General features: G+C 70.1%; 20 protein-coding genes and 1 pseudogene. 10 read left to right on the top strand and 11 right to left on the bottom strand.

The features are described from left to right. Nucleotides 1-27 precede the first annotated feature (27 nt). Together C8250_RS44555 and C8250_RS35460 are read left to right on the top strand one after the other, a co-directional pair. Complete coding sequence (locus tag C8250_RS44555; RefSeq protein WP_269286235.1) at nucleotides 28-156, top strand: hypothetical protein; 129 nt, start codon at nucleotides 28-30, stop codon at nucleotides 154-156. A gap of 50 nt (nucleotides 157-206) precedes the next feature. After that, a pseudogene (locus C8250_RS35460) lies at nucleotides 207-380 on the top strand (molybdopterin-dependent oxidoreductase); the annotation flags it as partial. A gap of 27 nt (nucleotides 381-407) precedes the next feature. Here the strand turns inward: C8250_RS35460 and C8250_RS35465 are convergent. Continuing rightward, on the bottom strand, nucleotides 408-2858 hold the full coding sequence (locus tag C8250_RS35465; RefSeq protein ID WP_138352808.1) for a tetratricopeptide repeat protein: 2451 nt from the start codon (nucleotides 2856-2858) through the stop codon (nucleotides 408-410). Between the two features lie 187 nt (nucleotides 2859-3045). Between C8250_RS35465 and C8250_RS35470 the strand changes: the two genes are divergently transcribed. Both C8250_RS35470 and C8250_RS35475 read left to right on the top strand, forming a co-directional pair. After that, nucleotides 3046-3501, top strand: coding sequence for a carboxymuconolactone decarboxylase family protein (locus C8250_RS35470; protein ID WP_138352809.1), 456 nt, complete (start codon nucleotides 3046-3048; stop codon nucleotides 3499-3501). Nucleotides 3502-3665: 164 nt separating this feature from the next. Next, nucleotides 3666-4157, top strand: coding sequence for a DUF1801 domain-containing protein (locus tag C8250_RS35475; protein WP_138352810.1), 492 nt, complete (start codon nucleotides 3666-3668; stop codon nucleotides 4155-4157). Between the two features lie 62 nt (nucleotides 4158-4219). On the opposite strand, the gene C8250_RS35480 is transcribed toward C8250_RS35475, so the two are convergent. Continuing rightward, nucleotides 4220-4594: a DUF4440 domain-containing protein gene (locus C8250_RS35480; RefSeq protein ID WP_346268804.1), complete on the bottom strand. Its 375-nt coding sequence runs from the start codon at nucleotides 4592-4594 to the stop codon at nucleotides 4220-4222. Between the two features lie 122 nt (nucleotides 4595-4716). Beyond that, a complete protein-coding gene (locus tag C8250_RS35485; protein ID WP_138352812.1) occupies nucleotides 4717-5184 on the bottom strand; it encodes an Lrp/AsnC family transcriptional regulator in 468 nt (155 codons plus the stop codon). Between the two features lie 94 nt (nucleotides 5185-5278). Here C8250_RS35485 and C8250_RS35490 point away from each other — a divergent pair, with 94 nt between their 5' ends. Together C8250_RS35490 and C8250_RS35495 are read left to right on the top strand one after the other, a co-directional pair. Continuing rightward, nucleotides 5279-6142 carry an LLM class flavin-dependent oxidoreductase gene (locus tag C8250_RS35490; RefSeq protein ID WP_138352813.1) on the top strand — a complete coding sequence of 288 codons (864 nt, stop codon included), beginning with the start codon at nucleotides 5279-5281 and terminating at the stop codon, nucleotides 6140-6142. Continuing rightward, entirely contained in the window at nucleotides 6139-6567 is a 429-nt protein-coding gene (locus C8250_RS35495; protein WP_138352814.1) for a nucleoside deaminase, read from the top strand. Before C8250_RS35490 ends, C8250_RS35495 begins: the two co-directional genes overlap by 4 nt. A gap of 55 nt (nucleotides 6568-6622) precedes the next feature. Here the strand turns inward: C8250_RS35495 and C8250_RS35500 are convergent, their stop codons facing one another. Both C8250_RS35500 and C8250_RS35505 read right to left on the bottom strand, forming a co-directional pair. Beyond that, complete coding sequence (locus C8250_RS35500; RefSeq protein ID WP_187145118.1) at nucleotides 6623-7966, bottom strand: LLM class flavin-dependent oxidoreductase; 1344 nt, start codon at nucleotides 7964-7966, stop codon at nucleotides 6623-6625. A gap of 473 nt (nucleotides 7967-8439) precedes the next feature. After that, nucleotides 8440-9300, bottom strand: a complete 861-nt coding sequence (locus C8250_RS35505; RefSeq protein ID WP_138352815.1) for a class I SAM-dependent methyltransferase — start codon at nucleotides 9298-9300, stop codon at nucleotides 8440-8442. A gap of 917 nt (nucleotides 9301-10217) precedes the next feature. Here C8250_RS35505 and C8250_RS35510 point away from each other — a divergent pair. Then, a complete protein-coding gene (locus tag C8250_RS35510) occupies nucleotides 10218-11030 on the top strand; it encodes a bifunctional terpene synthase/polyprenyl synthetase family protein (RefSeq protein WP_164293001.1) in 813 nt (270 codons plus the stop codon). Between the two features lie 45 nt (nucleotides 11031-11075). On the opposite strand, the gene C8250_RS35515 is transcribed toward C8250_RS35510, so the two are convergent. The 5 genes from C8250_RS35515 to C8250_RS35535 are packed head-to-tail and all read right to left on the bottom strand — an operon-like array spanning nucleotide 11076 to nucleotide 15414. Next, nucleotides 11076-12548, bottom strand: a complete 1473-nt coding sequence (locus tag C8250_RS35515) for a cytochrome P450 (protein WP_138352817.1) — start codon at nucleotides 12546-12548, stop codon at nucleotides 11076-11078. After that, the gene (locus tag C8250_RS35520) at nucleotides 12545-13165 is read right to left on the bottom strand and encodes an ATP/GTP-binding protein (RefSeq protein ID WP_138352818.1); all 621 of its coding nucleotides are present in this window, start codon (nucleotides 13163-13165) and stop codon (nucleotides 12545-12547) included. The genes C8250_RS35515 and C8250_RS35520 overlap by 4 nt, the downstream gene beginning before the upstream one ends. Continuing rightward, entirely contained in the window at nucleotides 13146-13505 is a 360-nt protein-coding gene (locus C8250_RS35525) for a DUF742 domain-containing protein (protein ID WP_138352819.1), read from the bottom strand. Before C8250_RS35525 ends, C8250_RS35520 begins: the two co-directional genes overlap by 20 nt. Then, a complete protein-coding gene (locus tag C8250_RS35530) occupies nucleotides 13502-13909 on the bottom strand; it encodes a roadblock/LC7 domain-containing protein (RefSeq protein ID WP_138352820.1) in 408 nt (135 codons plus the stop codon). Before C8250_RS35530 ends, C8250_RS35525 begins: the two co-directional genes overlap by 4 nt. Before the next feature lie 2 nt (nucleotides 13910-13911). Continuing rightward, complete coding sequence (locus tag C8250_RS35535; RefSeq protein WP_187145119.1) at nucleotides 13912-15414, bottom strand: ATP-binding protein; 1503 nt, start codon at nucleotides 15412-15414, stop codon at nucleotides 13912-13914. A gap of 767 nt (nucleotides 15415-16181) precedes the next feature. Between C8250_RS35535 and C8250_RS35540 the strand changes: the two genes are divergently transcribed. The 3 genes from C8250_RS35540 (at nucleotide 16182) to C8250_RS35550 (ending at nucleotide 19958) form a co-directional block, all read left to right on the top strand. After that, on the top strand, nucleotides 16182-16733 hold the full coding sequence (locus C8250_RS35540; protein ID WP_138352821.1) for a helix-turn-helix transcriptional regulator: 552 nt from the start codon (nucleotides 16182-16184) through the stop codon (nucleotides 16731-16733). 22 nt (nucleotides 16734-16755) lie between these two features. Further along, nucleotides 16756-18456 carry an acyl-CoA dehydrogenase gene (locus C8250_RS35545; protein WP_138352822.1) on the top strand — a complete coding sequence of 567 codons (1701 nt, stop codon included), beginning with the start codon at nucleotides 16756-16758 and terminating at the stop codon, nucleotides 18454-18456. Between the two features lie 104 nt (nucleotides 18457-18560). Further along, nucleotides 18561-19958, top strand: a complete 1398-nt coding sequence (locus C8250_RS35550) for a VWA domain-containing protein (RefSeq protein WP_138352823.1) — start codon at nucleotides 18561-18563, stop codon at nucleotides 19956-19958. Nucleotides 19959-20050: 92 nt separating this feature from the next. On the opposite strand, the gene katG is transcribed toward C8250_RS35550, so the two are convergent. Beyond that, nucleotides 20051-22282 carry a catalase/peroxidase HPI gene (gene katG, locus C8250_RS35555; RefSeq protein WP_138352824.1) on the bottom strand — a complete coding sequence of 744 codons (2232 nt, stop codon included), beginning with the start codon at nucleotides 22280-22282 and terminating at the stop codon, nucleotides 20051-20053. Between the last annotated feature and the right edge of the window lie 66 nt (nucleotides 22283-22348).

The following is a 22348-nucleotide window of genomic DNA, read 5'->3' on the forward strand; positions in this document are numbered from 1 at the left end:
TTCTCCGTCTGCGGCGACGCGGGTCGCATGGCCAAGGACGTCGACCGGACGCTGCGGCAGATCGTCGCGGCACACGGCGGCATGGACGGGCAGTCGGCCGCCGCGTACGTCCGGCAGTTGGCGTCCGACAAGCGGTACGTCCGCGACGTCTACTGATCGGCCGCCCGACTGCCGACCTGTCTGCCATCTGCAAGGCATCCTGCGAGTACAGCGCCAATCTCCGGCTCGCCGACTTCACCTCCGACCGCACGATCCTCGTGACCCACCGCAACGGTGAATCACTCACCGCCGAGCACGGCTTTCCGCTGCGTCCCGTCGTCCCGCACCGGGACCGCCGCTGCTCCCACCAGGAACACGAGGGAGACGGACCACCTCTGTGAGCGTCACGGGCGCAGTAGGGGGAACGATCAGTAAGCCCCGGGATTGAGTTCCCGCAGGACGGCCTCACCCGCCGCGCGGTGCTCGGCGGCCGCCGCCGGATCCGTTGCGTCCAGCACGATCGCGATGCCCTCGTGAGCCAGCGCCTCCTCGGACCGGTATCCCAGTTTCGGGGCCAGCTCCAGTGCCTGCCGGTGCAGCCGCAGGGCCTCGTCGGGGAGGCCTGCGAGCCGGCAGGTCTCGCCGTAGCCGTTGAGGAAATGGATCTTCCAGTGTTCCTCGAACAACTCGTCCAGCAGCGCGAACGCCTCCCGGTGGCTGGCCAGCGCCTCCTCGTAGCGGCCCATCTGCCGCAGCGCGACGCCCAGGCAGTTGAGGCACCACGCCTCGTTGTTCATGTGCCCGTCCTCACGGGCCAGGGCCAGTGCCTGGTGCAGGTGCTCCGCCGCCTCGTCGGGTGCCTCGCCGGCGATGGCCACGCCGAGGGTGATCCGAGCCGTCAGCGTGGGCGGCCAGGACGGGTCCGCGTGGGGAATGTCGAGCACTTCGCGGGCCCGCTGCGCCGCCTGGTCGCGGTGTCCCAGCTGCAGCATCGCCCAGGCCTCCGACGCGGCCGCGTGGGCCGCCCCCGTCGGGCAACCCGCCTCCTCGTACAACTTCCCCGCCAGCCTGAAGAGTTCGAGCGGCTCGTCGACATGGCCCTCGTCCGACTTCAGATAGCCGCGGCGCATCGCCAGTTCGGCCTCCGACCGTACGTCCCCGGTCCTGGACAGCCCCAGTTCGGCCGCCTCGTACGCGGCGCCCGCCTCCGCCATCCGGCCCGCGTTGTAGCGCGCGAAGCCCAGGTCGCTGTGCGCCTCGGCCAGTTGCAGCGGATCGCCCAGGCGCTGCGCGGCGGCCAGCGACCGCTCGAAGAGGAAGTTGAGGTGCGTCGTGCCGCAGCGCCGCGCGAAGTACGCCCGCAGGAAGCGCGGCAGCTCGCTCACATGCACATCGGCTCCGATGGCGACCGCTGTTTCGAAGACGGCGATCAGCGTTTCGTACTCCGAGGTGAGCCAGGCGAGGGCCGCGTGCTTGTCCGCGAACTGCGGCAGGGCGGCCGGCGGCCGGCCCGCGGAGGCCGGGCGGCCGGGCGACAGGACCGGCAGCGCGGCGTCGGCGGCGGCCGCCGCGTGCACGTAGTAGTCGAGGAAGCGGCCCAGCGCCCGCTCCCGCTCGGCCGGCGAGTCCTGCTGTTCGCAGGCCCGGCGGGCGTGCTGGTGCACCAGGTCGTGCAGCCGGTAGCGGCCGGTCGCCGGCTGCTGGACCAGGTGCGCGTCGAGCAGGTCCTCCAGCATCTCCCTGGCGCTGTGCAGCGGCACGTCCGCCAGGGCCGCCGCCACGTACTCGTCGAAGGCGGTCCCGGGCAGCAGGCCCAGCATCCGGAACAGGCGGGCCTGGGCCCGGTCCAACTGCCGTACGGACATGGCGAACGCGGTGTCGAACTCGGTCGCGCCCTCCGACAGCCGCTCGACGAGGATGCCGACCGTCCAGCCGGGCCGGTGCCGCAGCCGGGCCGCGGCCAGCCGCAGGGCCAGCGGCAGATGGCCGCACAGCCGCAGCACCTCGGCGGCGGACTGCGGATCGCGGGCCAGCCGCCCGTCGGGGCCGCTGGGGTCACCGCTGGCGCGGGCCAGCAGCTCCGCGCTCTCCTCCGGACTCAGCACGTCCAGCGACACCGGGGGCACCTCGTCCAGGCCCAGCAGCCGGTTGCGGCTCGTGATCAGGGCCACGGAGGGGCCGGCGCCTGGCAGCAGCGGGCGGACCTGGTCGGCGTCGGCGGCGTTGTCGAGGATCACGACGGCCCGCCGGCCGGCGAGCTCCGACCGCCAGCAGGCGGCCAGCTGTTCCACGCCCTCCTGCGGGACCCTCTCGGACGGGACGCCGAGCGCGCCGAGCAGCATCCGCAGGACCGAGCCGGGATCGAACGGCTCCCGGCCCTCGGTGAATCCGTGCAGGTCCACATAGAGCTGGGCGTCCGGGTACCGGTCGGTGAGCCGGTGCGCGGCATGCACCGCCAGACAGGTCTTGCCGACGCCCGCCATACCGTCGACGGCGACTACCTGATGGCTGTCCACCGCGGCGAGCACGGCCGAGAGTTGGGCCTCGCGTCCGGTGAAGTCCGGTACGTCGCGCGGCAGATCGTTGCGGGGCTTCGGCGGGACCAGCCGGCTGGCCTTCGGGGGCGCGGGCAACGGGTTCGAGGACCGTTCCCACAGGGGCCGCAGTGGGCGGGGGTCGCGCTTGACGAGCCGGCAGAGGGCGATCACCGCAGGCCAGGGCGGCACGGTCTGTCCGCTGAGGTAGCGCGACAGCGACGAGGAGCTGAGGCCTGCGTCCTTCGCGAGAGCCCGGACGCCGAGCCCGGACAGCTCCTGGAGCAGGCGCAGTCGGGCGGCCAGTTCGTCCTGTGGGTCGGTCCGCGCTGTTCGCTGTTCCATGTCCACCGTTCCCCCGCTTCGCTGTCCCGCCCCGGCCGAAGTATTACGGGCCGTTTCTCCGCTGGTCAAGGCTGTTCCAGCTGTCCCAGAGCGTCCCATCGCCGTCGTCGTAGAAGGCCGGAACGGCTGTTATGGAGTCACACCCCGGGGAGAACGGGGCACCGAACAACACGAGGAGCAGACCGAGATGCAGTCCCGTATGCAGAACCCCGCCGTCGTCCTGTCCGACGCGATGCAGCCCATCCAGCAGATCTTCAAGGCCGTGCACTCCGGCGGGGTGGACGGTCAGACGCTGGAGCTGGTGCATCTGCGGGTCAGCCAGATCAACGGCTGCAGCGCCTGCGTCGACGGCGGCGCCAAGACGGCCCGCAAGGCCGGAGTGAGCGACGAGCGGCTGGCCACGGTCGTCGCCTGGAGGGAAGCCCCGTACTTCACCGACGAGGAGCGGGCGGCCCTCGCGCTGGCCGAGGCCGCGACGCGGCTGGCCGACACTCCCGACCCGGTGAGCGACGAGGTCTGGGACACGGCCGCCACCTACTTCGACGAGAAGCAGCTGGCCGCGATCGTCCTGATGATCGGCGTCACCAACATGTTCAACCGGCTCAACGCCACGACCCGTCAGATCGCCGGCGCGTGGGGATGACGGGCACCGGCCCCGGCCGGCGGGCACGGACCCGCCGGCCGCCCGACCCGGGGCCCCAGGGGTGAATCGCCCCGTGAACGCCGGTTTCGGAGGAGCCGCCACCGCGGCGGCTCCTTAGCATGACGATGCCATCCATAACATCACGTACCAGGAGGAAATCCACCATGAAGGACACGCAGAAGCCCGCCAGCACCACCGCCAAGAGCACCACCGGGACCGACAAGAGCTTCGAGGGATTCACCGCCGAGGAACGCGATGCGATGAAGGAGCGTGCCAAGGAGCTGAAGGCGTCCGCGCGCCGCGGATCGCGCGCCGAGAAGGCGGCGGAGGAGGAAGCCGCCGTGGTCGCGAAGATCGCCGAAATGGAGGGCTCGGACCGGGTGATGGCCGAACGGATCCACGCGGTCGTCAAGGCGAGTGCGCCGGACCTCGCACCGAAGCTCTGGTACGGGATGCCCGCGTACGCCAAGGACGGCAAGGTCGTCTGCTTCTTCCAGAGCGCGCAGAAGTTCAGCGCGAGGTACGCGACGTTCGGCTTCAGCGACAAGGCCAACCTCGACGAAGGCGCCATGTGGCCGACGTCCTACGCCCTGAGGGAGCTGAGCGCCACCGACGAGGCGCGGATCGGCGCGCTCGTGAAGCAAGCGGCGAGCTGAGGGAAACCCGTGGGTCCGGGGGCCTGGCCCTTCTGGAGCAAGGCCCGAGCCCCGGACGTCCTCTACTCCACGTCGTCCCAGGCCATCGAGCTCATGCGCCAGCCGGCGGGCGTCCGGATGAACTGGGTGGTCTTGTGGCCGGAGCCCTCGAACCAGTCGCCGTTGAGGAAACCGGACTTGCGGTAGTCGCTGAACCGGTGCGCGATCGACCCGAAGATCTCGGTCCGCTCGGCGACCTCCCACTCGGAGAACTCCGTCAGCGTCCCATCGGTGAGGATCTTCTCCCGGGGCTCGATGAACGCGTCGAGGTCGTAGACCACCGGCTCGGCGCCGACGTTCTTGATGATCATTCCTTGAGGGATGAACACCTCACGGACGACGTCGACGTTCGGCCGGCTGCCGGCGGTGTTGGTGAACGCGCCGAGGAAAGCGCGCATCAACTGGTCGAGTTCGGCCTTGACATCGGACACGGGTACCCCTCCCACACGGCGATCTCTTCGCGCCTGATCGTGGCCCACCACCCACGGGTCAGCAAGCCCCGTGGCGGCCGGGACGATCCTCAGCGCGGCCGGGTACGCGTCCGGGGCACTCGCGGGCCGCGGAACGGCAGGGTGCTGCTGAGCACGAGGTTGGTGGTCGTGCTGCCGAACTGGGCCAGGGCGTCGACGATCTCCTCCAGGTCGGCCATCGATGTGGTGGCCACCTTCAGGACGTAGCAGTCGTCGCCGGTGGTGCGCAGGCACTCCAGGATCTCGGGGCGCTCCTCGATCAGCCGGTGCAACGGCTCGTGCCGGGTCCCCGGGTATTTCAGCCGGACCACCGCCAGCACCCCGTACCCGGTCCGCTCCAGGTCCACCTCCGCCCGGTACCCGGTGATCACCTCGGCCGCCTCCAGCCGCCGTACCCGTTCCGTCGTCGCCGACGCGCTCAGGTTCACCCGCCGTGCCAGCTCCGTGAAGGCGATCCGGCCGTCCTTCTGGACCTCCGCGAGGATCGCCCAGTCCGTCTCGTCAAGACTCTCCGTCATCCGCTCAGATTACCGGCGAATCCACGGGCGAACCGCCTCTGAACAGGGAGGAATCCCTTCTGGCCGCCCGGGCGGCCTGGCTAGGCTGAGGTCTGTGAAGATCGGCGTCAACATCCTCAATTTCGGCCCCGGCACCGACCCGGGAGTCCTGCGGAGCTGGGCCCGGACCGTGGAAGGCCTGGGCTTCGATCTGCTGATGCTCTCGGACCACGTCGCCATCACTCCCGACGTCGCCGAGCGCTACCCGGCACCCTTCTACGAGCCCTTCACCACCCTGTCGTGGCTGGCGGGCCTCACCACCCGGATCCGGCTCGGCACGACCGTCCTCATCGCCCCGTACCGGCACCCGCTGCTCACCGCCCGGATGGCGGCCAACCTGAACGAACTGAGCGGCGGCCGGCTGGTCCTCGGCGTGGGGGTGGGCTGGGCGCGGCAGGAGTTCGCGGCCCTCGGGATCCCGTTCGAACAGCGTGGCCGCATCACTGACGACCATCTGCGCGACATCCGGGCGGCCTGGACGGACACCGCCTCCTACGGAACGCGGCGGATCCCGGTGTGGGTCGGCGGCAACAGCGACGCGGGACTGCGCCGGGCCGTGCGGCTCGGCGACGCGTGGCATCCGCTGCGCTGCACCATGCCGTGGCTGCGCGAAGCCGCCGACAGGCTGCAGGCGTCCGCGGCCGGGCAACAGCTCCCGGTGCCCGCCTTCGCCCCGCGGATCGCTCTGAAGATCACCGCCGGACGGGTCGGCGGACCGGAACGACTCGCCGGTGAGGGCACGATCGACCAGATCATGGACGACCTCGACCAACTGCGGCTGCTCGGCGCCGACTCCGTAGTTCTCGACACCTACGGCGGCGACCCCGGTGAGACCTGCCGACCGCAGGGGAGTTGGCAGGCACTCGCCACGGTCGCCGCGCACTTCTGTCCGCCCCGCACCAGAACGGAGCCGTCATGACCACACCCGACGACCACGCCCTCCTCCGGCGGGCCATCGCGCTCGCGGCCAAGGCACGCGAGGGCGGTGACCCGCCGTTCGGGTCGCTGCTGGCAGCACCGGACGGGACGGTGCTGGCCGAGGAGCACAACACGACGCTCACCGGCCAGGACATCACCGCCCACCCGGAGCTGAAGCTGGCGCGGTGGGCCGCGAAGGAACTGGACGCGGCCACCGCGGCGCAGACCACGATGTACACCAGCTGCCAGCCGTGCGAGATGTGCGAGGCGGTCATCCAGCGGGCGGGGCTGCGGCGGGTGGTGTTCGCGCTGTCCAACGAACAGCTCCTGGACATCAGGCCCGGCAGCGGGCAGCCGCCCGTGCCGCAGGACGGCCCCGCGCTGCTCGACGAGGTACGGGCCGTCGTCGAGGGGTACTACCGCTGACCGTCCGGCAGCGCGGCCGTCCCGCCCGTCCCGCCCGTCCCGCCCGTCCCGCCCGTCAGGCGTTCACCAGGGCCGAGGAGAACTGGTTGGCGGGCCGGGGGAGGCCGTAGTGCTCGCGCAGGGTGCGGCCGGTGTACTCGGTGCGGAACAGACCGCGCTCCCGCAGGATCGGCACCACCCGCCGCACGAACACCTCAAGTCCTGAGGGCAGAACGGCGGGCATGATGTTGAACCCGTCGGCCGCCCCGTTCCTGAACCAGTGCTCGATGGTGTCCGCCACCTGCACCGGCGTGCCCGCGAAGGTCCGGTGGCCGCGGCCGCCGCCGAGCCGGCCGATCAGCTGGCGCACCGTCAGCCGCTCCCGGCGGGCGAGCTCCACGACCAGGGTGTAGCGGCTCTTGGAGCCCTCGATCTCGTCCTCGTCGGGCAGGTCCGCCGGCAGTTCCTCGTCGAGGGCGAACCGGTCGGGGTCGAGCCCCAGCAGGGTGGCGAGCTGGAGTTTGGCGTACTCCGGCTGGATCAGCCGGCCCAGCTCCGCGTCCAGCTCCAGCGCCTCGGCCTCGGTGTCGCCGATGACCGGCACGATGCCCGGCAGGATCTTCACGCCGTCCGGGTCCCGGCCGGCCGCCGCGGCCCGCCGCTTGACGTCGGCGTAGAACGCCTGGCCCTCCTCGAAGGTCGGCTGGGCGGTGAACACCGCCTCGGCGTAGCGGGCCGCGAAGTCCTTGCCGTCCTCGCTGGACCCGGCCTGTACCAGCAGCGGATGGGCCTGCGGTGAGCGCGGCACGTTCAGCGGACCGTCCACCTGGAAGTACTTGCCGACATGGCCGAACCGGTGCACCCGGTCCGACTCGGCGTGCACCCCGCGGTCCTTGTCCGCCACGACGGCGCCGTCCTCCCAGCTGTCCCAGAGCTTGGTGGACACCTCGATGAACTCCGCCGCCCGCTCGTAGCGGTCGGCGTGCGCGGGCTGGGCTTCGAGGCCGAAGTTGCGCGCCGCGGCGTCGCCTGCGGTGGTGACGATGTTCCAGCCGGCCCGGCCGCCCGAGATGTGGTCCAGCGAGGAGAACCGCCGCGCCAGGTTGTACGGCTCGTTGTAGCTGGTCGACGCGGTGGCGATCAGCCCGATCCGGCTGGTCACGGCGGCCAGCGCGGTCAGCAGCACCGTCGGCTCCAGCCGGCCGCTCGGCCGCCGGCCCGGGTCGCCCCACAGCGCGGGACTGTCCGCCAGGAACAACGAGTCGAACGCGGCGTCCTCGGCGATCCGGGCGAGCCGCTGGTGGTAGGCGACGTCGATGTGTGCCAGCGGCTCGGACTCGGGCAGCCGCCACGACGCCTCGTGATGGCCGGTGTCATGGATGAACAGATTGAAGTGCAGGCTGCGGTCGGTGCTGCTCATGATGCGTCGGCTCCAAGGAGAAGGTCCGGGTGCGGGGCGGCGGGGAGGGAAGTGAACGCGGCGCTGCGCTGCGCCGTCCTCACAGAGGTGGTCGCCCGGTGTGGCCTCTGTGCCCTGGATCGGAGACCGGCGCATCGAGCCGGCGGGCAGCCGACGGAAGCGGGGGTCTCAGGATCAGGGCGCGAGCGCCGCACCAGCCTGCTGGCGGCATGACGGAATATCGCGGCACAGGGATATCTGCCGGAAATGCGACTGGCGGAGCCAGTTCAGCGGGAAATGAGCCGACAGCGGCGACTACATCGCATCGCACCGAGGCAGGCGCATCGCGCCTGCTCTCCAGGGTGCCGAATCGATCTCATGTGCCGACACTAACCAGGCCCGGTCAGGGGCGACAAGGTTTGTTCCAGGCCTGGAATTAACTCCCGACGGAGCCTCGGGAGCGCGCGTGCGAGCGAGATGGGGCAGACCCGACGTCAGGCCGGGCGGTGGCCCCAGGCGGTGATCATGCCGGGGGAGAGCTCGGCGAGTTCTGGGGATGCCAGATAGGCCAGCGCCTCGTCCACCGTCCGCGCGTCCACCAGCCCGCTGGATTCCAGGCTGGGACGCATCCGTTCCCAGGTGGCCCGCCAGAAGGCGGTCACCGGCGCGTCGGGGGTCAGCGGCGGCACGTAGATCTCCGCTCCGACGTCGGACAGACCGTGGGACCGCAGCAGCCCCGGATAGCCGGTGACCCAGCTGATGTCGGTGCCGATCGTGTCGCCCAGCGCGTGCCACATGGCTGCCATCGTGCGCCGGTAGGCCGGGTGCGCGGAACGGGCCGTGGTCAGATCGACGGCGTCGCTGACGACGAGCCATCCCCCGGGGGCCACCCAGTTCGCGAGCCGCGCCAGCACGGCATCGTGCCGGGGCAGGTGCATGAGGACGAACCGGCAGTGCACGAGGTCGAACCGGCCCGGTCCCAGGTTCGGATCGGCCAGCTCCGGGTCGGCGAGGTCGGCGATGACCGTGTGCACGCGGCCTCCCGGCTGCACCGCCAGGAAACGGGTGTCGCGATCGACGGCGACAACGCTGTCGACGCCCGCCGTCCCGGCCAGCCAGCGCGTGATGGTCCCCGTTCCGGCGCCCGCGTCCAGACAGGCCCATCCGGGCCCGGCCCCGAGCGCCGAGAGGCGCCGGAACGTCACGTCGTCGTAGGCCAGCGCGCCGTAGTCGATCCGCGCGGCCTCGCCCTGCCGCTCCGGCGGGAAGAGGTCCCTGCCGTAGTGGCCGGTGGCAGGGGAGCCGGCCGGCCGGTTGTTGCCGCCCGCAGGGGCGGACGGCCGGGAGTCGGACATCGGATCCTCGTTTCTGCCTCGCCCGGTCGAGATGCTCCACCGTCGTACTGCTCGCGGCGGCCCGGGCGCACCGGCTCCAGGGTCGCACCGCCCGCTCGGGTGGTGGGAACACCGACCTTCCCGAGCGCTTCCGCGCACACCACGACCCCTTCGATCCTGGAGCCACCGGACGGATCCCGCCACCGCAGCCGGTTGACGGCCCGGCTCATTGCGGCACCCGTGCGTGGATCATGATCACGGCGGGAAGCCGGATCAGGGCTGCTCGTCGATGATGCGGCGGATCTCCACCCGGGCGTCGGTCTCCTGCCGGCAGCGCATATCGGGCATCCGCCGGCGACCGCGGGGATGCGCGCGCCGGACGGGGTTCCGGTGATCAACTCGCCTCTGGTAGAACCTCCTTGATCACGGCTGGGACGGGGCGGCGGCTCCCGCGACGGCGGTGCTCCCGAGTCTCGACGGCATGGTTGGCTCCGGTTCTTCGATGGCATATTCCAAAGGCGAACTAAATGTCGCCTGCGCCCAGGACGGACAGCCCCGGCTGCTTCCTTCGGACGGTGCTTCGCGTCGCCCATCGATCGACGGAGGTCACAGAGGAGTCACGATCCAGACAGCCGCAACCGATCGGACGAAACGACCGTGCGCCCGCACCGGACCGGGCGCAGCCCCAGCCGAGGAGACCCCCCATGGCCACGAGAACCGCTCCTGAACTGCCGCCCTTCACCCTTGAGTGCCCCCCGATCTGGTGCCCGGTTCCGGCTCGCACGCATCCACAGGCGGACGGTATCGATGATCATCTCCTGGACTGGGTCAAACGCACCGATCTCATACGCAGTCGGCCGGCTGCCGAGCGCTTCCACTCGGCCGGCTTCGGTGAGTTCGCGGCTCGGGTGTATCCGCGAGCCACCCAGTTGCACTTGGTGGCGGAGTGGCAGGCGTTCAACTGGATCGTCGATGACCGGCTCGATGAGGGGTACCTCGAAGGCACCTACCAGGAACGCGAGGAGGTCGTCCGCGATCTGGTCGCCCAGCTGCCGCTGGATCTTCGCGCCCCTCGCGCGTCCGGTCCGCTGACGGCGGCGCTGTCTGACCTCTGGCAGCGGACGGCGTCCCAGCATTCCTGGGCGTGGCGAGAGCGGTTCGCCACTCACTACGTGGACTTCCTGGCGTTCACCCTGCTGCCGCACTCAGATCCGGAGAAGTCACAGGAATCCCCCTCCGACATGACGGCATTCATTCGGCGCCGCCGGTTGAACTCCGGGTGTGAGATGAGCTTCGACCTCATCGAAACAGCGAATGCCCGGGAGGTTCCGGCCTCCGTGGCGCGCAGTGACGCCTATCGAGCCGTCCGATTGGCTGCCAATGACGTCATCTCCTGGACCAACGACATGTTCTCCATACGCAAGGAGAACGCCCGCGGCGACCAGGACCACCTCGCGGCCGTTCTCCGACACGACACCGGTAGTACCTGGGAGGAGGCCCTCACCCACGCGTCGGACCTGGTCGAGGCGCTCACCCGGGATTTCCTCGAGGCCGCCGCTGACCTTCGCGCCATTCGCGGCGTTTACGGCCTCGACGAGGACGCCTGGACACGGGTGGATGAATCGCTGACCGACCTCGGCGAATGGATCGCCGGCAGTTTGAGCTGGCACCGGTGGTCCCCCCGCTACAGAGACGTGGAGACCACCGAAGCAGGCGCCGTTCCTACCTACATCGAAAGGCACTTGATGTGACCGCAGTGATTCAGATGCGGTCCGGCGCAGACCGCCCGGAGAAGGTCACCGACTCCGAAGCCAGCGGGTCAGCGCCCTCCACCAGGGCGTTCCCTGCTGTGGCGCGTGCTGTGGCGGCAGGGGGATCGGCGGGGCGGTGGGCAGCATCTCCGCCCTCGTCGGAGCCTGGGCCGTCGCCGGCGTCCGCTGAGCGGGCGGTGTGGTCGGCCACGGCGTCGCCGGCGTCGCCGATTGAGTGGGCCTGCGCGGGGTGAAGGTCACCGGAAGCGCGTCGAGGTTTCGGGACAGGAGGGTAGGAGTCCACGTCAACTCCTCCTCGTCGACGGCCAATGCCAGGTCGGGCAACCGGGTGAGCAGTGCGTCGATTCCCGTGTCCGCGATGGCGCGGCCGAGGTCCTGGCCCGGGCACTCGTGCGGCCCGCGACTGAATGCGAGGTGGGAACGGTTGCCGTACATCGGCACGGTCGGATCGGGGCGAACCGCGGGGTCGACGTTGCCGGCGGCGAGGCAGAGCACCAGCATGTCCCCACTCTTGATGCGCTGTCCGCCGAGTTCCGTGTCACCGGTGGCCCAGCGACCGTAGACGGCCGTGAAGGGCGGTGAGTCCCACAGCGACTGTTCCAGGGCGTCGGGAATGGTCATCTGGAGGCCGGCCAGCGACGCTCGGAACCGGCGGTCGGTGAGCACCATGCGCAGGGTGTTCACGATCAGGTTGGCCGTGGTCGAGTAGCCGGCGATGAGGACGAGGCGCAGGTGTTCCACGGCCTCGTCGTCGGTGAGCGACGCGGGATTGCCGATGAGCCAGGAGGCGAAGTCCTTGCCTGGTGTGGCGCGTTTGCGGGCTACGAGTGCCTGGAGCGTCCGCACCACGTAGTCGTTGCTCGCGATGGCCGTCTCCGAGCCCTTCATCATGTCCTGAGCGGCCTCGACCAGACGCGGGCCGTAGTCGTCGGACATACCGAGCAGCTGCGTCATGACCAGCATCGGCAGGTGCCCGGCGAACCGCGTCACCAGGTCGGCATGGCCGTCGGAGCAGAAGGTGTCGACCAGTTGGTTGGCGAAGCGGTTGACATAGCGGCGGATTCCGCGGCCGTCGAAGCGCTCCATGCTCTGGGTGACCGCGGCTCGCAGCCGTTGGTGCTCCTCGCCGTCGACGAAGGAGCACATGGGCTGCCAGGCGACGATCGGGAGCAGCGGTGAGTCCAGCGCGACGTTGCCCTTCTGCAGCTCCAGCCACCGGCGGGAGTCACGGGAGAACCGCGAGGGAGTACGAGCGACCTCCTCGTTCTCGCGATGGCCCAGGACCAGCCAGGCGGGGACGTCGCCGTGCAGCAGAACGGGCGCGACGGAGCCGTGTTCGCTGCGCAGCTGTTCGTACAGGGCCATCGGGTCCGCGTCGGCTTCCGGCCCGTAGAGCCGTCGCCGGCCGGCAACCGCTCCCGTGGAGTGGGCCGGGCACTCGGGGGGTGGGGTGGCGAAGCTGTTGGCGCGTGTGTCGTCGGCGTGAGGGGAGGTCACGTGTGCTCCGGGGTCGCGGTGAGGGAGTGCAGGTAGCGCATGAGCGTCATCAGGACGTCCCGGCTCGACGTGCGCGCGCGGGCGTCGCAGTTGACGATCGGAACGTTGCCGGGCAGGTCCAGGGCGGACCGCAGTTCCTCCGTGGGGTAGGAAGGCGCCTCCGGGAAGGTGTTTATGGCGACCACGAAGGGAACGCCGCGCTCTTCGAGCCGCCCGATCACATCGAAACTGACTTCGAGACGTCGGGTGTCGACCATGACGACGGCTCCGAGCGCCCCGTCGAACAGGCCGTTCCACAGGAACCAGAAGCGTTGCTGGCCGGGCGTTCCGAAGAGGTACAGCACGAGTTGCTCGTTGAGGGTGATCCGGCCGAAGTCCATCGCCACGGTGGTGGCGGCCTTCTGTTCGACACCGTGGACATCGTCCACACCGACGCCCGCCTGCGTCATCGTCTCCTCGGTCGACAGCGGTCGGATCTCACTCACCGATCCGACCAGGGTTGTCTTGCCGACCCCGAAGCCACCGACGATCACGACCTTCACCGCAGCGGCGGCAGTCGACGGCAGTATGTCCTCGCTCCGCGGCCCTGGGAGCGTGTCAGAGCTTCTGAAGTCCACGCATTACCGCCTCCAAGAGTTCAACATCGGGAAGAAGGGCGGGTGGAACAGGCTTTCGTGCCTCCACCCGTTCATCGGCCAGCAGGTCGGCGAGCAGTACGGTGACCACGCTGAAGGGCAGCTCCAGATAGGCGGAGATCTCCGCGACCGAGAGCGGGGAACTGCACATGCGCACGATGGCGACATGTTCGGGCTGCATCGTCGGCTGCGGCGGTGACCGCGACACGATCAGGGTGACCAGGTCGAGGACGACGTGCTCGGACGGACCACTACGCCCTCCGGTGATGACGTAGAGCCGCTCGGGGCTTGCTTCATCCCAATCTTGGTCTGATTCGCTCATGCGCGCTGCTCGTCGTTGCGTGGCGGGCTGCTCAAGTGCTCACCGATGCGGGCCACCAGGTCACGCATCCGAAGCCCCATCAAGCCCGCGTCGACTCCCTCGTCGGCGAGCACGGCCAGATACGCCCGCTCGCCGGCGGCCATGAGGTAGAAGAAGCCACCGGTGATCTCGATGACGACCATCCGCATCCGGCCGTCACTGTGCGGGACTTCCGCGGCGACCGCGGCCGCAAGGCTCTGCAGACCCGCGCACGCCGCGGCGAGGCGCTCAGCGGTGTCCCTTTCGGTGCCGTGCTGCGCCATGCACAAGCCGTCGGACGACAGAACCACCACGTGGCGGGTCTGCGGAACGCCTTCCGCGAGGTCCTTGAGCAACCAGTCGAAGTTGGCCCGCTGCTGAATCACGGCTATTCATCCCTATCCGACGACGTCGTGTCACTGACGTGATGATCAGAACCGGTGCCCGACGTCTCGCCGGACACACCCCGTTGGAAATCCGCCAGCCACAGGCCGGGCGGCGCGGGCTGATCGGCAGGCGGCGGTGCGGACTCGGCCGGGGCGTGTCGTGCGGACGCCGCTCCCCCGGAGGTGCCCGTGCGGCGGCTGCGCCGCTGCGGCAGGCCGTTCGGCGCCCGGTCGTATTCCGGCTCCGCTTCGGTCGCCCTCACCGGGCCGGTCACCGGGGGCCGGGCCGAGGGGAGCGCCGGTCTCCGTACCGAGAGGGCGGGGACGGCGGCGGCATGCCGGCCTCCTGCTGAGGGGACTTTGGTTCCGAGCTCCGGGCGGGTGACCGGGGCAGTCGTCGTGAGGTCGGTGGGAACGATCACCACCGCGCGGACGCCGCCATAGGCGGAGGGACGCAGCGAGACCTGCAGGTTGTGCTCCTGCGCCAGGCGTCCCACCACGGCCAGGCCGAGGCGCGGCGTTTCACCCAGGTCCTTCAGGTCGATCCCGGACTGCGCCTCGCGCAGCATTCGCTCGGCGCGCTCCCGGGCCTCCTCGCTCAGGCTCACACCGCCGTCCTCGATCTCGATGGCGATGCCGGACTGCACCTCCGATGCGGTCAGAATCACCCGCGTGTTCGGTGGCGAATACCGGGTCGCGTTGTCGAGAAGCTCGGCCAACGCGTGGATGACCGGCTCCACCGCAGGACCGACGAGGGCAATCTGCGTCACCGCCTGCAGGTCCACCCGCTGATAGTCCAGGATCCGCGACATGGCCCCGCGCAGCACGTTGTACAACGGGACTGCCTTGCTCCACTGCCGGCCGGAGCGCGCTCCGCCGAGTACGGCGATGCCGTCGGCGAGGCGTCCGACCAGCGCGGTGCCGTGGTCCAGACGCATCAGATCGCCGAGGACCTCGGGGTCCTGTCCGTGCCGTTCCTGCATCTCCCGGGTGGCGTGCGCCTGTTGGTGCACAATGGCTTGAACCCGACGGGCGATATTGACGAACGCGCGTTGCGCGGACTCCCGCAGACCCTCTTCGGCATCCACGGTTTCCAGCACCCAGCGCATCACCGCGAGGTGCTCGGTCCTGACGGGCCCCGCGAGGTCCAGCGCCTCGTCGACCGTCGCACCCTTCTGCAGCCGGCCCACGGCCTCCGGCAGCAGCTCTTCGGCCAGGCGCAGCGTCTGGATCTCCTGCTCGGCCAGCCGGCGTCCGAGGCCTTCGCCGGCTGCGGCGTGGTCCCTGCGCAGCTCGGCGATGACCTTCCCGCGCCGCACCGCGACAGCCGCCAGGACGGCGACGGCCAACGTGGCCGTCACAGCGCACCAGACGACCGACACACGTGCCTCAGCCGGAACGACGCACACGGCGACGGTCCCGACCACTGCGGTGACCACCGCGGGAAGCAGCAGCGCGAGGGCGGAGGATTGCCGTTGCCCAGGTGGCGATTGATCACGAACCATCTGCAACCTCAAGGTATCGAAAGTGGGGGGATGGCCCAGCGATTACACCTCGGACCAGTCGCTGCCGGCGGCCACACACAACCGACCTGACCCATACGTGTGACCATCACTGCGACGGCAGGCAGCAGGGCGACAACGGAGAGTATTGTGATCAACTCACCGCGCCGCCAAGGAGCATATCCGCTGCCGGCATGCCCCAGGCACATCCAGTCCAACTGATACGACGTGAACTCGCCTGTGGTACAAGGCATTTACTGGTTTCTGGCATCGCACATGTGGCCACTGCCGAAGCCGCGGACCCGGCTGCCGCAGCGAGCGCGAAGCGAACCGGCCACGCGGCGGACCACATGATTCGTCCCGGATTCGGCTCGTCGCCCCAGTCAGCCTGGTCCGGGCGCCCGGAATCAGCTCGAAGCGGCGGCGCGTTCCGGCCAGTTCCCTCGGCGTGATGCCGAGATCCGTGGCGACCTTCGGGCGGGCTTCTCGAACGTAGAGCTCGACCCGCTGGTGATGACCGCTGAGCCGTACTCCGTGGCCGGCCGCTCATGGATGGCCGAAGCCTTCACAGGATCTCCGCGCGGAGCATCGGGTCGACCAGCGGTGCGAACTCGTCGAACATCCTGGCGCGGGACCGCGCAGCCGGCGGTACCGTGCAGCCGCACGGCGCCCACCACCTGCTCGGACGGCCCGGCCGCGGCGCGTGATCCGTGTCTCAACCCGGCCGGGCCTCATTGCCTATGCAACTCGTTGCATAGCAGGATGCGGGTATGGCCCTAGAGCACGCGATCCTCGTCTCCCTGCTGGAGCAGCCCGGCTCCGGGTACGAGCTGGCGCGCCGCTTCGACCGTTCCATCGGCCGTTTCTGGACCGCCACCCACCAGCAGATCTACCGGGTGCTGCGGCGGATGGAGACGGACGGCTGGATCGCCGTCGAGGAGGTCGCCCAGGACGGCCGCCCGGACAAGAAGGTGTACTCCGCCGCCGCGCCGGGCCGGGCCGCCCTGGCGTCCTGGCTGCGCGAGCCCGTCGAACCGGAGACCGTCCGGCACGAGCTCGCCGTCAAGATCCGCGCCGCCGCCTTCGACGACCAGGCCGCACTGACCTCACTCATCTCCGAGGTCGAGCGGCACCGCGAGAGCCATGCCGCGCTGCTGGCCCGCTACCTCACCGGCGAGCGGCGCGACTTTCCCGACCTGACCTCGCCCTCCGCCCAGCAGGAACTGCAGCACGTGGTGCTGCGCGGCGGCATCGAGTACGAGCGGATGACCCTCGCCTGGCTGGACGACGTGCTCGCCACGCTCCACCGCATCGCCAACTGACCCTCATTCCCCTGGAGTCCACATGCTCTTCAACCCGCGTACCTACGACCCCGTACAGTTCGACGAGCGCACCCGACAGCTGCTCCGCGCCACCGTCGACTGGTTCGAGTCGCGCGGCAAGAAGGCACTCATCGACACCTACGTCGACCGCGCCTGGTACGGCGACTTCCTGGAGTTCGCGGCGAAGGAAGGGCTCTTCGCGGAGTTCCTCACCCCGTCCTCCGCGGACGACTCGAAGCGCTGGGACACCGCGCGGATCGCCGAGCTGAACGAGATCCTGGGCTTCTACGGGCTGGGCTACTGGTACACCTGGCAGGTCACCATCCTGGGCCTGGGACCGGTCTGGCAGAGCGGGAACGAGGCCGTGCGGGAGCGCGCCGCGAAGCTCCTGTCCGAGGGCCACGTCATGGCCTTCGGCCTCTCCGAGCGGACGCACGGCGCGGACATCTACTCGACCGACATGATCCTCACCCCGGACGGTGCGGGCGGCTTCACCGCGAGCGGCTCCAAGTACTACATCGGCAACGGCAACGTCGCCGGCCTGGTCTCGGTCTTCGGCCGCCGCTCGGACATCGAGGGTCCCGAGGGCTATGTCTTCTTCGCCGCCGACAGCCGGCACGAGGCGTACCACCTGGTGAAGAACGTGGTGAACTCGCAGATGTACGTCAGCGAGTTCCGCCTCGACAGCTACCCGGTGCGCGCCGAGGACGTGCTGCACACCGGCAAGGCCGCCTTCGACGCCGCGCTGAACACCGTCAACGTCGGCAAGTTCAACCTCTGCACCGCGTCCATCGGCATCTGCGAGCACGCGATGTACGAGGCCGTCACGCACGCGGACAACCGGGTGCTGTACGGCCGGAAGGTCACCGACTTCCCGCACGTGCGGCGCGAGCTGACCGACGCGTACACCCGCCTCACCGCGATGAAGCTGTTCAGCGACCGCGCCGTCGACTACTTCCGCTCCGCCTCGCCCGAGGACCGCCGCTACCTGCTCTTCAACCCGATGACCAAGATGAAGGTCACCACCGAGGGCGAGAAGGTCATCGACCTGATGTGGGACGTCATCGCGGCCAAGGGCTTCGAGACGGACACCTACTTCGACAAGGCCGCGCGCGACATCCGCGGCCTGCCGAAGCTGGAGGGCACGGTGCACGTCAACCTCGCCCTGATCCTCAAGTTCATGGCGAACTACCTGTTCGCCCCGGCCGAGTACCCCGCCGTGCCGAGCCGTCTCGACCCGGCCGACGACACCTTTTTGTTCCAGCAGGGCCCGGCCCGGGGCCTGGGCGCGATCCGCTTCCACGACTGGCGCACCGCGTACGACGCGCACGCGCACCTGCCCAACGTGGCCCGCTTCCGCGAGCAGGCGGACGGCCTCTGCACCCTGCTCCGCACCCACGCGCCGAGCGAGGAGCAGCAGCAGGACCTGGACTTCCTGCTGGAGATCGGCCAGCTGTTCGCCCTGGTCGTCTACGGCCAGCTGGTGCTGGAGCAGGCCGAGCTGACCGGCCTGGACGCCGACCTGCTGGACGAGATCTTCGACGTCCTGGTGCGCGACTTCTCCACCCACGCCACCGATCTGCACGGCAAGAGCTCCACCACCGACGAGCAGGCCGCCTGGGCGCTGGCCCACATCCGCCGCCCGGTCTCGGACGCCGGCCGCGCGGCCCGGGTCTGGACCCAGGTCGAGGCACTGTCCGGCGCGTACGAGATGCAGCCGTAGGACCGATCGGTCGAGGGGGTGCCGCCGGTGCGGCGCCCCCTCTGCTACGCCGGGAGCCGACGGGCTCCGGTGAATTTTTCCGCCGGTGCGGCAGACTGGCCGTCGTGACCTCGACACCTTCGCTCGGTAAGGGCGCCAATGTCCCCGTTGCTGCCACCGCCGTCCGGGCCGTGCTGACCTGGGGCGCGGGCCCGGGCGTGCCGGACGTCGACGCTTCCGCGCTGCTGCTCACGGAGGCGGGGCGGGTGCGTTCCGACGCCGACTTCGTCTTCTACAACCAGCCGGAACACCCCAGGGGCGCGGTGCGCCATGTGGGCTCGGCGGCGTCCGGCGAGGACGTGATCGACGTGGACCTGGGCCGGATCGAGCCCGCCATCGACCGCGTCCTGCTGGGCGCGTCCGCCGACGGTGGCACGTTCGGCCAGGTCCCGGCGCTGCGACTGCGGCTCCTCGACCTGGCGACCAACGCCGAGCTGGCGCGCTTCGACATGACGGCCACCACCGAGACCGCCTTCCTGGGCGGAGAGCTGTACCGGCGCGGGGACGGCTGGAAGTTCCGCGCGGTGGGACAGGGGTACGCGTCGGGGCTCGCGGGCCTCGCGCAGGACTTCGGGATCAGCGTGGACGAGGAGCCGCCGGCCGCGGCCGCGGCCGCGACGCCGACACCCGTGCCCGTAGTACCGCCGCCGCCACCGCCGTCGCCGGCGGGGCCCGCCGCCCCGGCCATGCCCGCCCGGCTCACCAAGGGCGAGGAGAACCTGCCCGTCGACATGCGCAAGCGGCTCTCGCTGCGCAAGCAGCAGGTCGCCGTCAGCCTGCGCAAGCACGGTGCGGAAGGCGTGGTCGCCCGGGTGATCCTGGTCCTCGACGCCTCGGGATCGATGGCCGGCCTCTACTCGCGCGGCACCGTCCACAGCGTGGTCGAGCGGATGGCCGCGGTCGCCGCACAGGTCGACGACGACGGCGAGATGCAAGCCTGGACGTTCGCCTCGCACCCGGCCCGGCTGCCCGACCTGACCGTCGGCGATCTGCCCGACTGGCTCGAACTCCATGTACGGGTGGGCCAGATCAGCCTGTTCGGCCGCAAGAAGCCGCCGAAGGGACAGCGCCCGGGACAAGTCGACATGCGCGTAGTCGGCATCCAGAACGAGGAGCAGAAGGTCATCGCCGAGGTCCGCCGATTCGTGCGCGACAACCCGGCGCAGGCGCCGACCCTGGTGCTGTTCTTCTCCGACGGCGGGGTGTACCGCAATGCCGAGATCGAGCAGGAGCTGCGCGCGGCCGTGGAGGAGCCGGTGTTCTGGCAGTTCGTCGGTCTCGGCCGGGCCAACTTCGGGGTGCTGGAGAAGTTCGACAACATGCCCGGCCGGCGGGTCGACAACGTCGGCTTCTTCGCCGTGGACGACATCGACAAGGTCTCGGACGAGGAGCTGTACGACCGTCTGCTGCAGGAGTTCCCGTCCTGGCTGAAGGCGGCCCGCTCCGCCGGGATCCTTCGCTAGCCCCGAAGGTTCCGGCAGAACGGAAACGTCCGGGCCGGCCCCTGCGGGCCGACCCGGACGCGGTGATCACCGGCTGTGATCAGTCCTCGTGATCAGACGAGGTCGAACCGGTCGAGGTTCATGACCTTGTGCCACGCCGCGACGAAGTCCGTCACGAACTTCTCCTTGGCGTCATCGCTGGCGTAGACCTCCGCGAGCGCGCGCAGCTCGGAGTTCGACCCGAAGACGAGGTCGGCCCGGCTGCCGGTCCACTTGACCTCGCCCGTGGCGGCGTCGCGGCCCTCGAACGTGTTCGCGTCCTCGGACGTCGGCTGCCACGTCGTGCCCAGGTCGAGCAGGTTGACGAAGAAGTCGTTCGTCAGGGTCCCCGGGGTCGTGGTGAGGACACCGAGCGCCGACTGCTGGTGGTTCGCGCCCAGGACGCGGAGACCACCGACGAGGGCCGTCATCTCGGGGGCGCTCAGGGTCAGCAGGTTCGCCCGGTCGATCAGCAGGTACTCGGCCGGCAGCCGGTTGCCCTTCCCGAGGTAGTTGCGGAACCCGTCGGCGGCCGGCTCGAGCGCGGCGAACGACTCCACGTCCGTCTGCTCCTGCGACGCGTCGGCGCGGCCCGGCGTGAACGGGACCTCGACGTCGAAGCCCGCGTCCTTGGCGGCCTTCTCCACGGCGGCACCGCCCGCGAGCACGATCAGGTCGGCGAACGAGATCGCCTTGCCGCCGGTCAGGGTGGCGTTGAACGCCTGCTGGACGCCTTCGAGCGTGCGCAGCACCTGCGCCAGCTCGTCGGGTTCGTTGACCTCCCAGCCGCTCTGCGGCTGGAGACGGACGCGCGCACCGTTGGCGCCGCCGCGCTTGTCACTGCCGCGGAAGGAGGAGGCCGACGCCCAGGCGGCGGACACGAGCTGGGCCACCGACAGGCCCGAGGCGAGGATCTGCCCCTTGAGGGACGCGACGTCCCCGGCGTCGACGAGCTCGTGCGTCACCGCGGGAAGCGGGTCCTGCCACAGCAGCGTCTCGGTCGGGACCTCCGGGCCGAGGTAGCGCACGACCGGGCCCATGTCGCGGTGGGTCAGCTTGAACCACGCGCGGGCGAAGGCGTCCGCGAGCTGGTCGGGGTTCTCCAGGAAGCGCCGCGAGATCTGCTCGTAGGCCGGGTCGAACCGGAGCGCGAGGTCGGTCGTCAGCATCGTCGGAGCGTGGCTCTTCGACGCGTCGTGGGCGTCCGGTACGGTGCCCGCACCCGCGCCGTTCTTCGGCCGCCACTGGTGCGCACCGGCGGGGCTCTTGAACAGCTCCCACTCGTTGCCGAACAGGATCTCGAAGAAGCTGTTGTCCCACGCGATCGGGGTGTTCGTCCAGATACCCTCGAGACCGCTGGTGATCGCGTCGCCGCCCTTGCCGGTGCGGTAGGAGCTCTTCCAGCCGAGGCCCTGCTGCTCGAGCGGGGCGGCCTCGGGATCGTCGCCGACGCTGTCCGCCGGGCCCGCGCCGTGCGTCTTGCCGAAGGTGTGACCGCCCGCGATCAGGGCGACCGTCTCCTCGTCGTTCATCGCCATCCGCAGGAACGTCTCACGGATGTCGCGTGCCGCGGCGAGCGGGTCCGGGTTGCCGTTGGGGCCTTCCGGGTTGACGTAGATGAGGCCCATCTGGACCGCGCCGAGGGGGTTCTCCAGCTCACGGTCGCCGGTGTAGCGCTCGTCGTCGAGCCAGGTGGTCTCAGGACCCCAGTAGACGTCCTCGTCGGGCTCCCAGACGTCCGCACGACCGCCGCCGAAGCCGAAGGTCTCGAAGCCCATCGTCTCCAGGGCGACGTTGCCGGTGAGGATCATGAGGTCGGCCCACGAGATGCTCTGGCCGTACTTCTTCTTGACCGGCCACAGCAGGCGGCGGGCCTTGTCGAGGCTCACGTTGTCCGGCCAGCTGTTGAGGGGGGCGAACCGCTGCTGACCGGCCCCGGCGCCGCCGCGGCCGTCGCTGATCCGGTAGGTACCCGCGCTGTGCCACGCCATACGGATCATGAGCGGGCCGTAGTGGCCGAAGTCGGCGGGCCACCAGTCCTGCGAGGTCGTCAGCACCTCCGCGATGTCCCGCTTCACGGCCGGCAGGTCGAGGGCCTTGAACGCCTCGGCGTAGTCGAACTCCTCGCCGAGGGGGTTGGCCACGGCGGGGTTCTTGGCGAGGATCTTCAGGTTGAGCCGCTCCGGCCACCACTGGCGGTTTCCGCCGCCCTGCGTCGGGTGCGCGGCGCGCCCGTGCGCGACCGGGCAGCCACCCCCGCCCTCCGCCTTCGCGTCTGTGACGATCGCGTCGTTGTTCTCAGTCATGGGAATCCTTCCGGACCTGGGAGATCACGGTGCTCTGTAACTGCGGGCGGGGGGAACGGCCGGGGC

The organism is Streptomyces sp. So13.3 (assembly GCF_005860785.2).
Taxonomy (GTDB): Bacteria; Actinomycetota; Actinomycetes; order Streptomycetales; family Streptomycetaceae; genus Actinacidiphila; species Actinacidiphila fildesensis.

Bases quoted from the DNA above. Each gene is read 5' to 3' on its own strand.
- C8250_RS35500 (WP_187145118.1), bottom strand. From the start codon at position 7,966: ATGAGCAGCACCGACCGCAGCCTGCACTTCAATCTGTTCATCCATGAC.
- C8250_RS35505 (WP_138352815.1), bottom strand. From the start codon at position 9,300: ATGTCCGACTCCCGGCCGTCCGCCCCTGCGGGCGGCAACAACCGGCCG.
- C8250_RS35485 (WP_138352812.1), bottom strand. From the start codon at position 5,184: ATGACGGAGAGTCTTGACGAGACGGACTGGGCGATCCTCGCGGAGGTC.
- C8250_RS35470 (WP_138352809.1), top strand. From the start codon at position 3,046: ATGCAGTCCCGTATGCAGAACCCCGCCGTCGTCCTGTCCGACGCGATG.
- C8250_RS35480 (WP_346268804.1), bottom strand. From the start codon at position 4,594: ATGCGCGCTTTCCTCGGCGCGTTCACCAACACCGCCGGCAGCCGGCCG.
- C8250_RS35475 (WP_138352810.1), top strand. From the start codon at position 3,666: ATGAAGGACACGCAGAAGCCCGCCAGCACCACCGCCAAGAGCACCACC.
- C8250_RS44555 (WP_269286235.1), top strand. From the start codon at position 28: ATGGCCAAGGACGTCGACCGGACGCTGCGGCAGATCGTCGCGGCACAC.
- C8250_RS35540 (WP_138352821.1), top strand. From the start codon at position 16,182: ATGGCCCTAGAGCACGCGATCCTCGTCTCCCTGCTGGAGCAGCCCGGC.
- C8250_RS35495 (WP_138352814.1), top strand. From the start codon at position 6,139: ATGACCACACCCGACGACCACGCCCTCCTCCGGCGGGCCATCGCGCTC.
- C8250_RS35535 (WP_187145119.1), bottom strand. From the start codon at position 15,414: ATGGTTCGTGATCAATCGCCACCTGGGCAACGGCAATCCTCCGCCCTC.
- C8250_RS35465 (WP_138352808.1), bottom strand. From the start codon at position 2,858: ATGGAACAGCGAACAGCGCGGACCGACCCACAGGACGAACTGGCCGCC.
- C8250_RS35545 (WP_138352822.1), top strand. From the start codon at position 16,756: ATGCTCTTCAACCCGCGTACCTACGACCCCGTACAGTTCGACGAGCGC.
- katG (WP_138352824.1), bottom strand. From the start codon at position 22,282: ATGACTGAGAACAACGACGCGATCGTCACAGACGCGAAGGCGGAGGGC.
- C8250_RS35525 (WP_138352819.1), bottom strand. From the start codon at position 13,505: ATGAGCGAATCAGACCAAGATTGGGATGAAGCAAGCCCCGAGCGGCTC.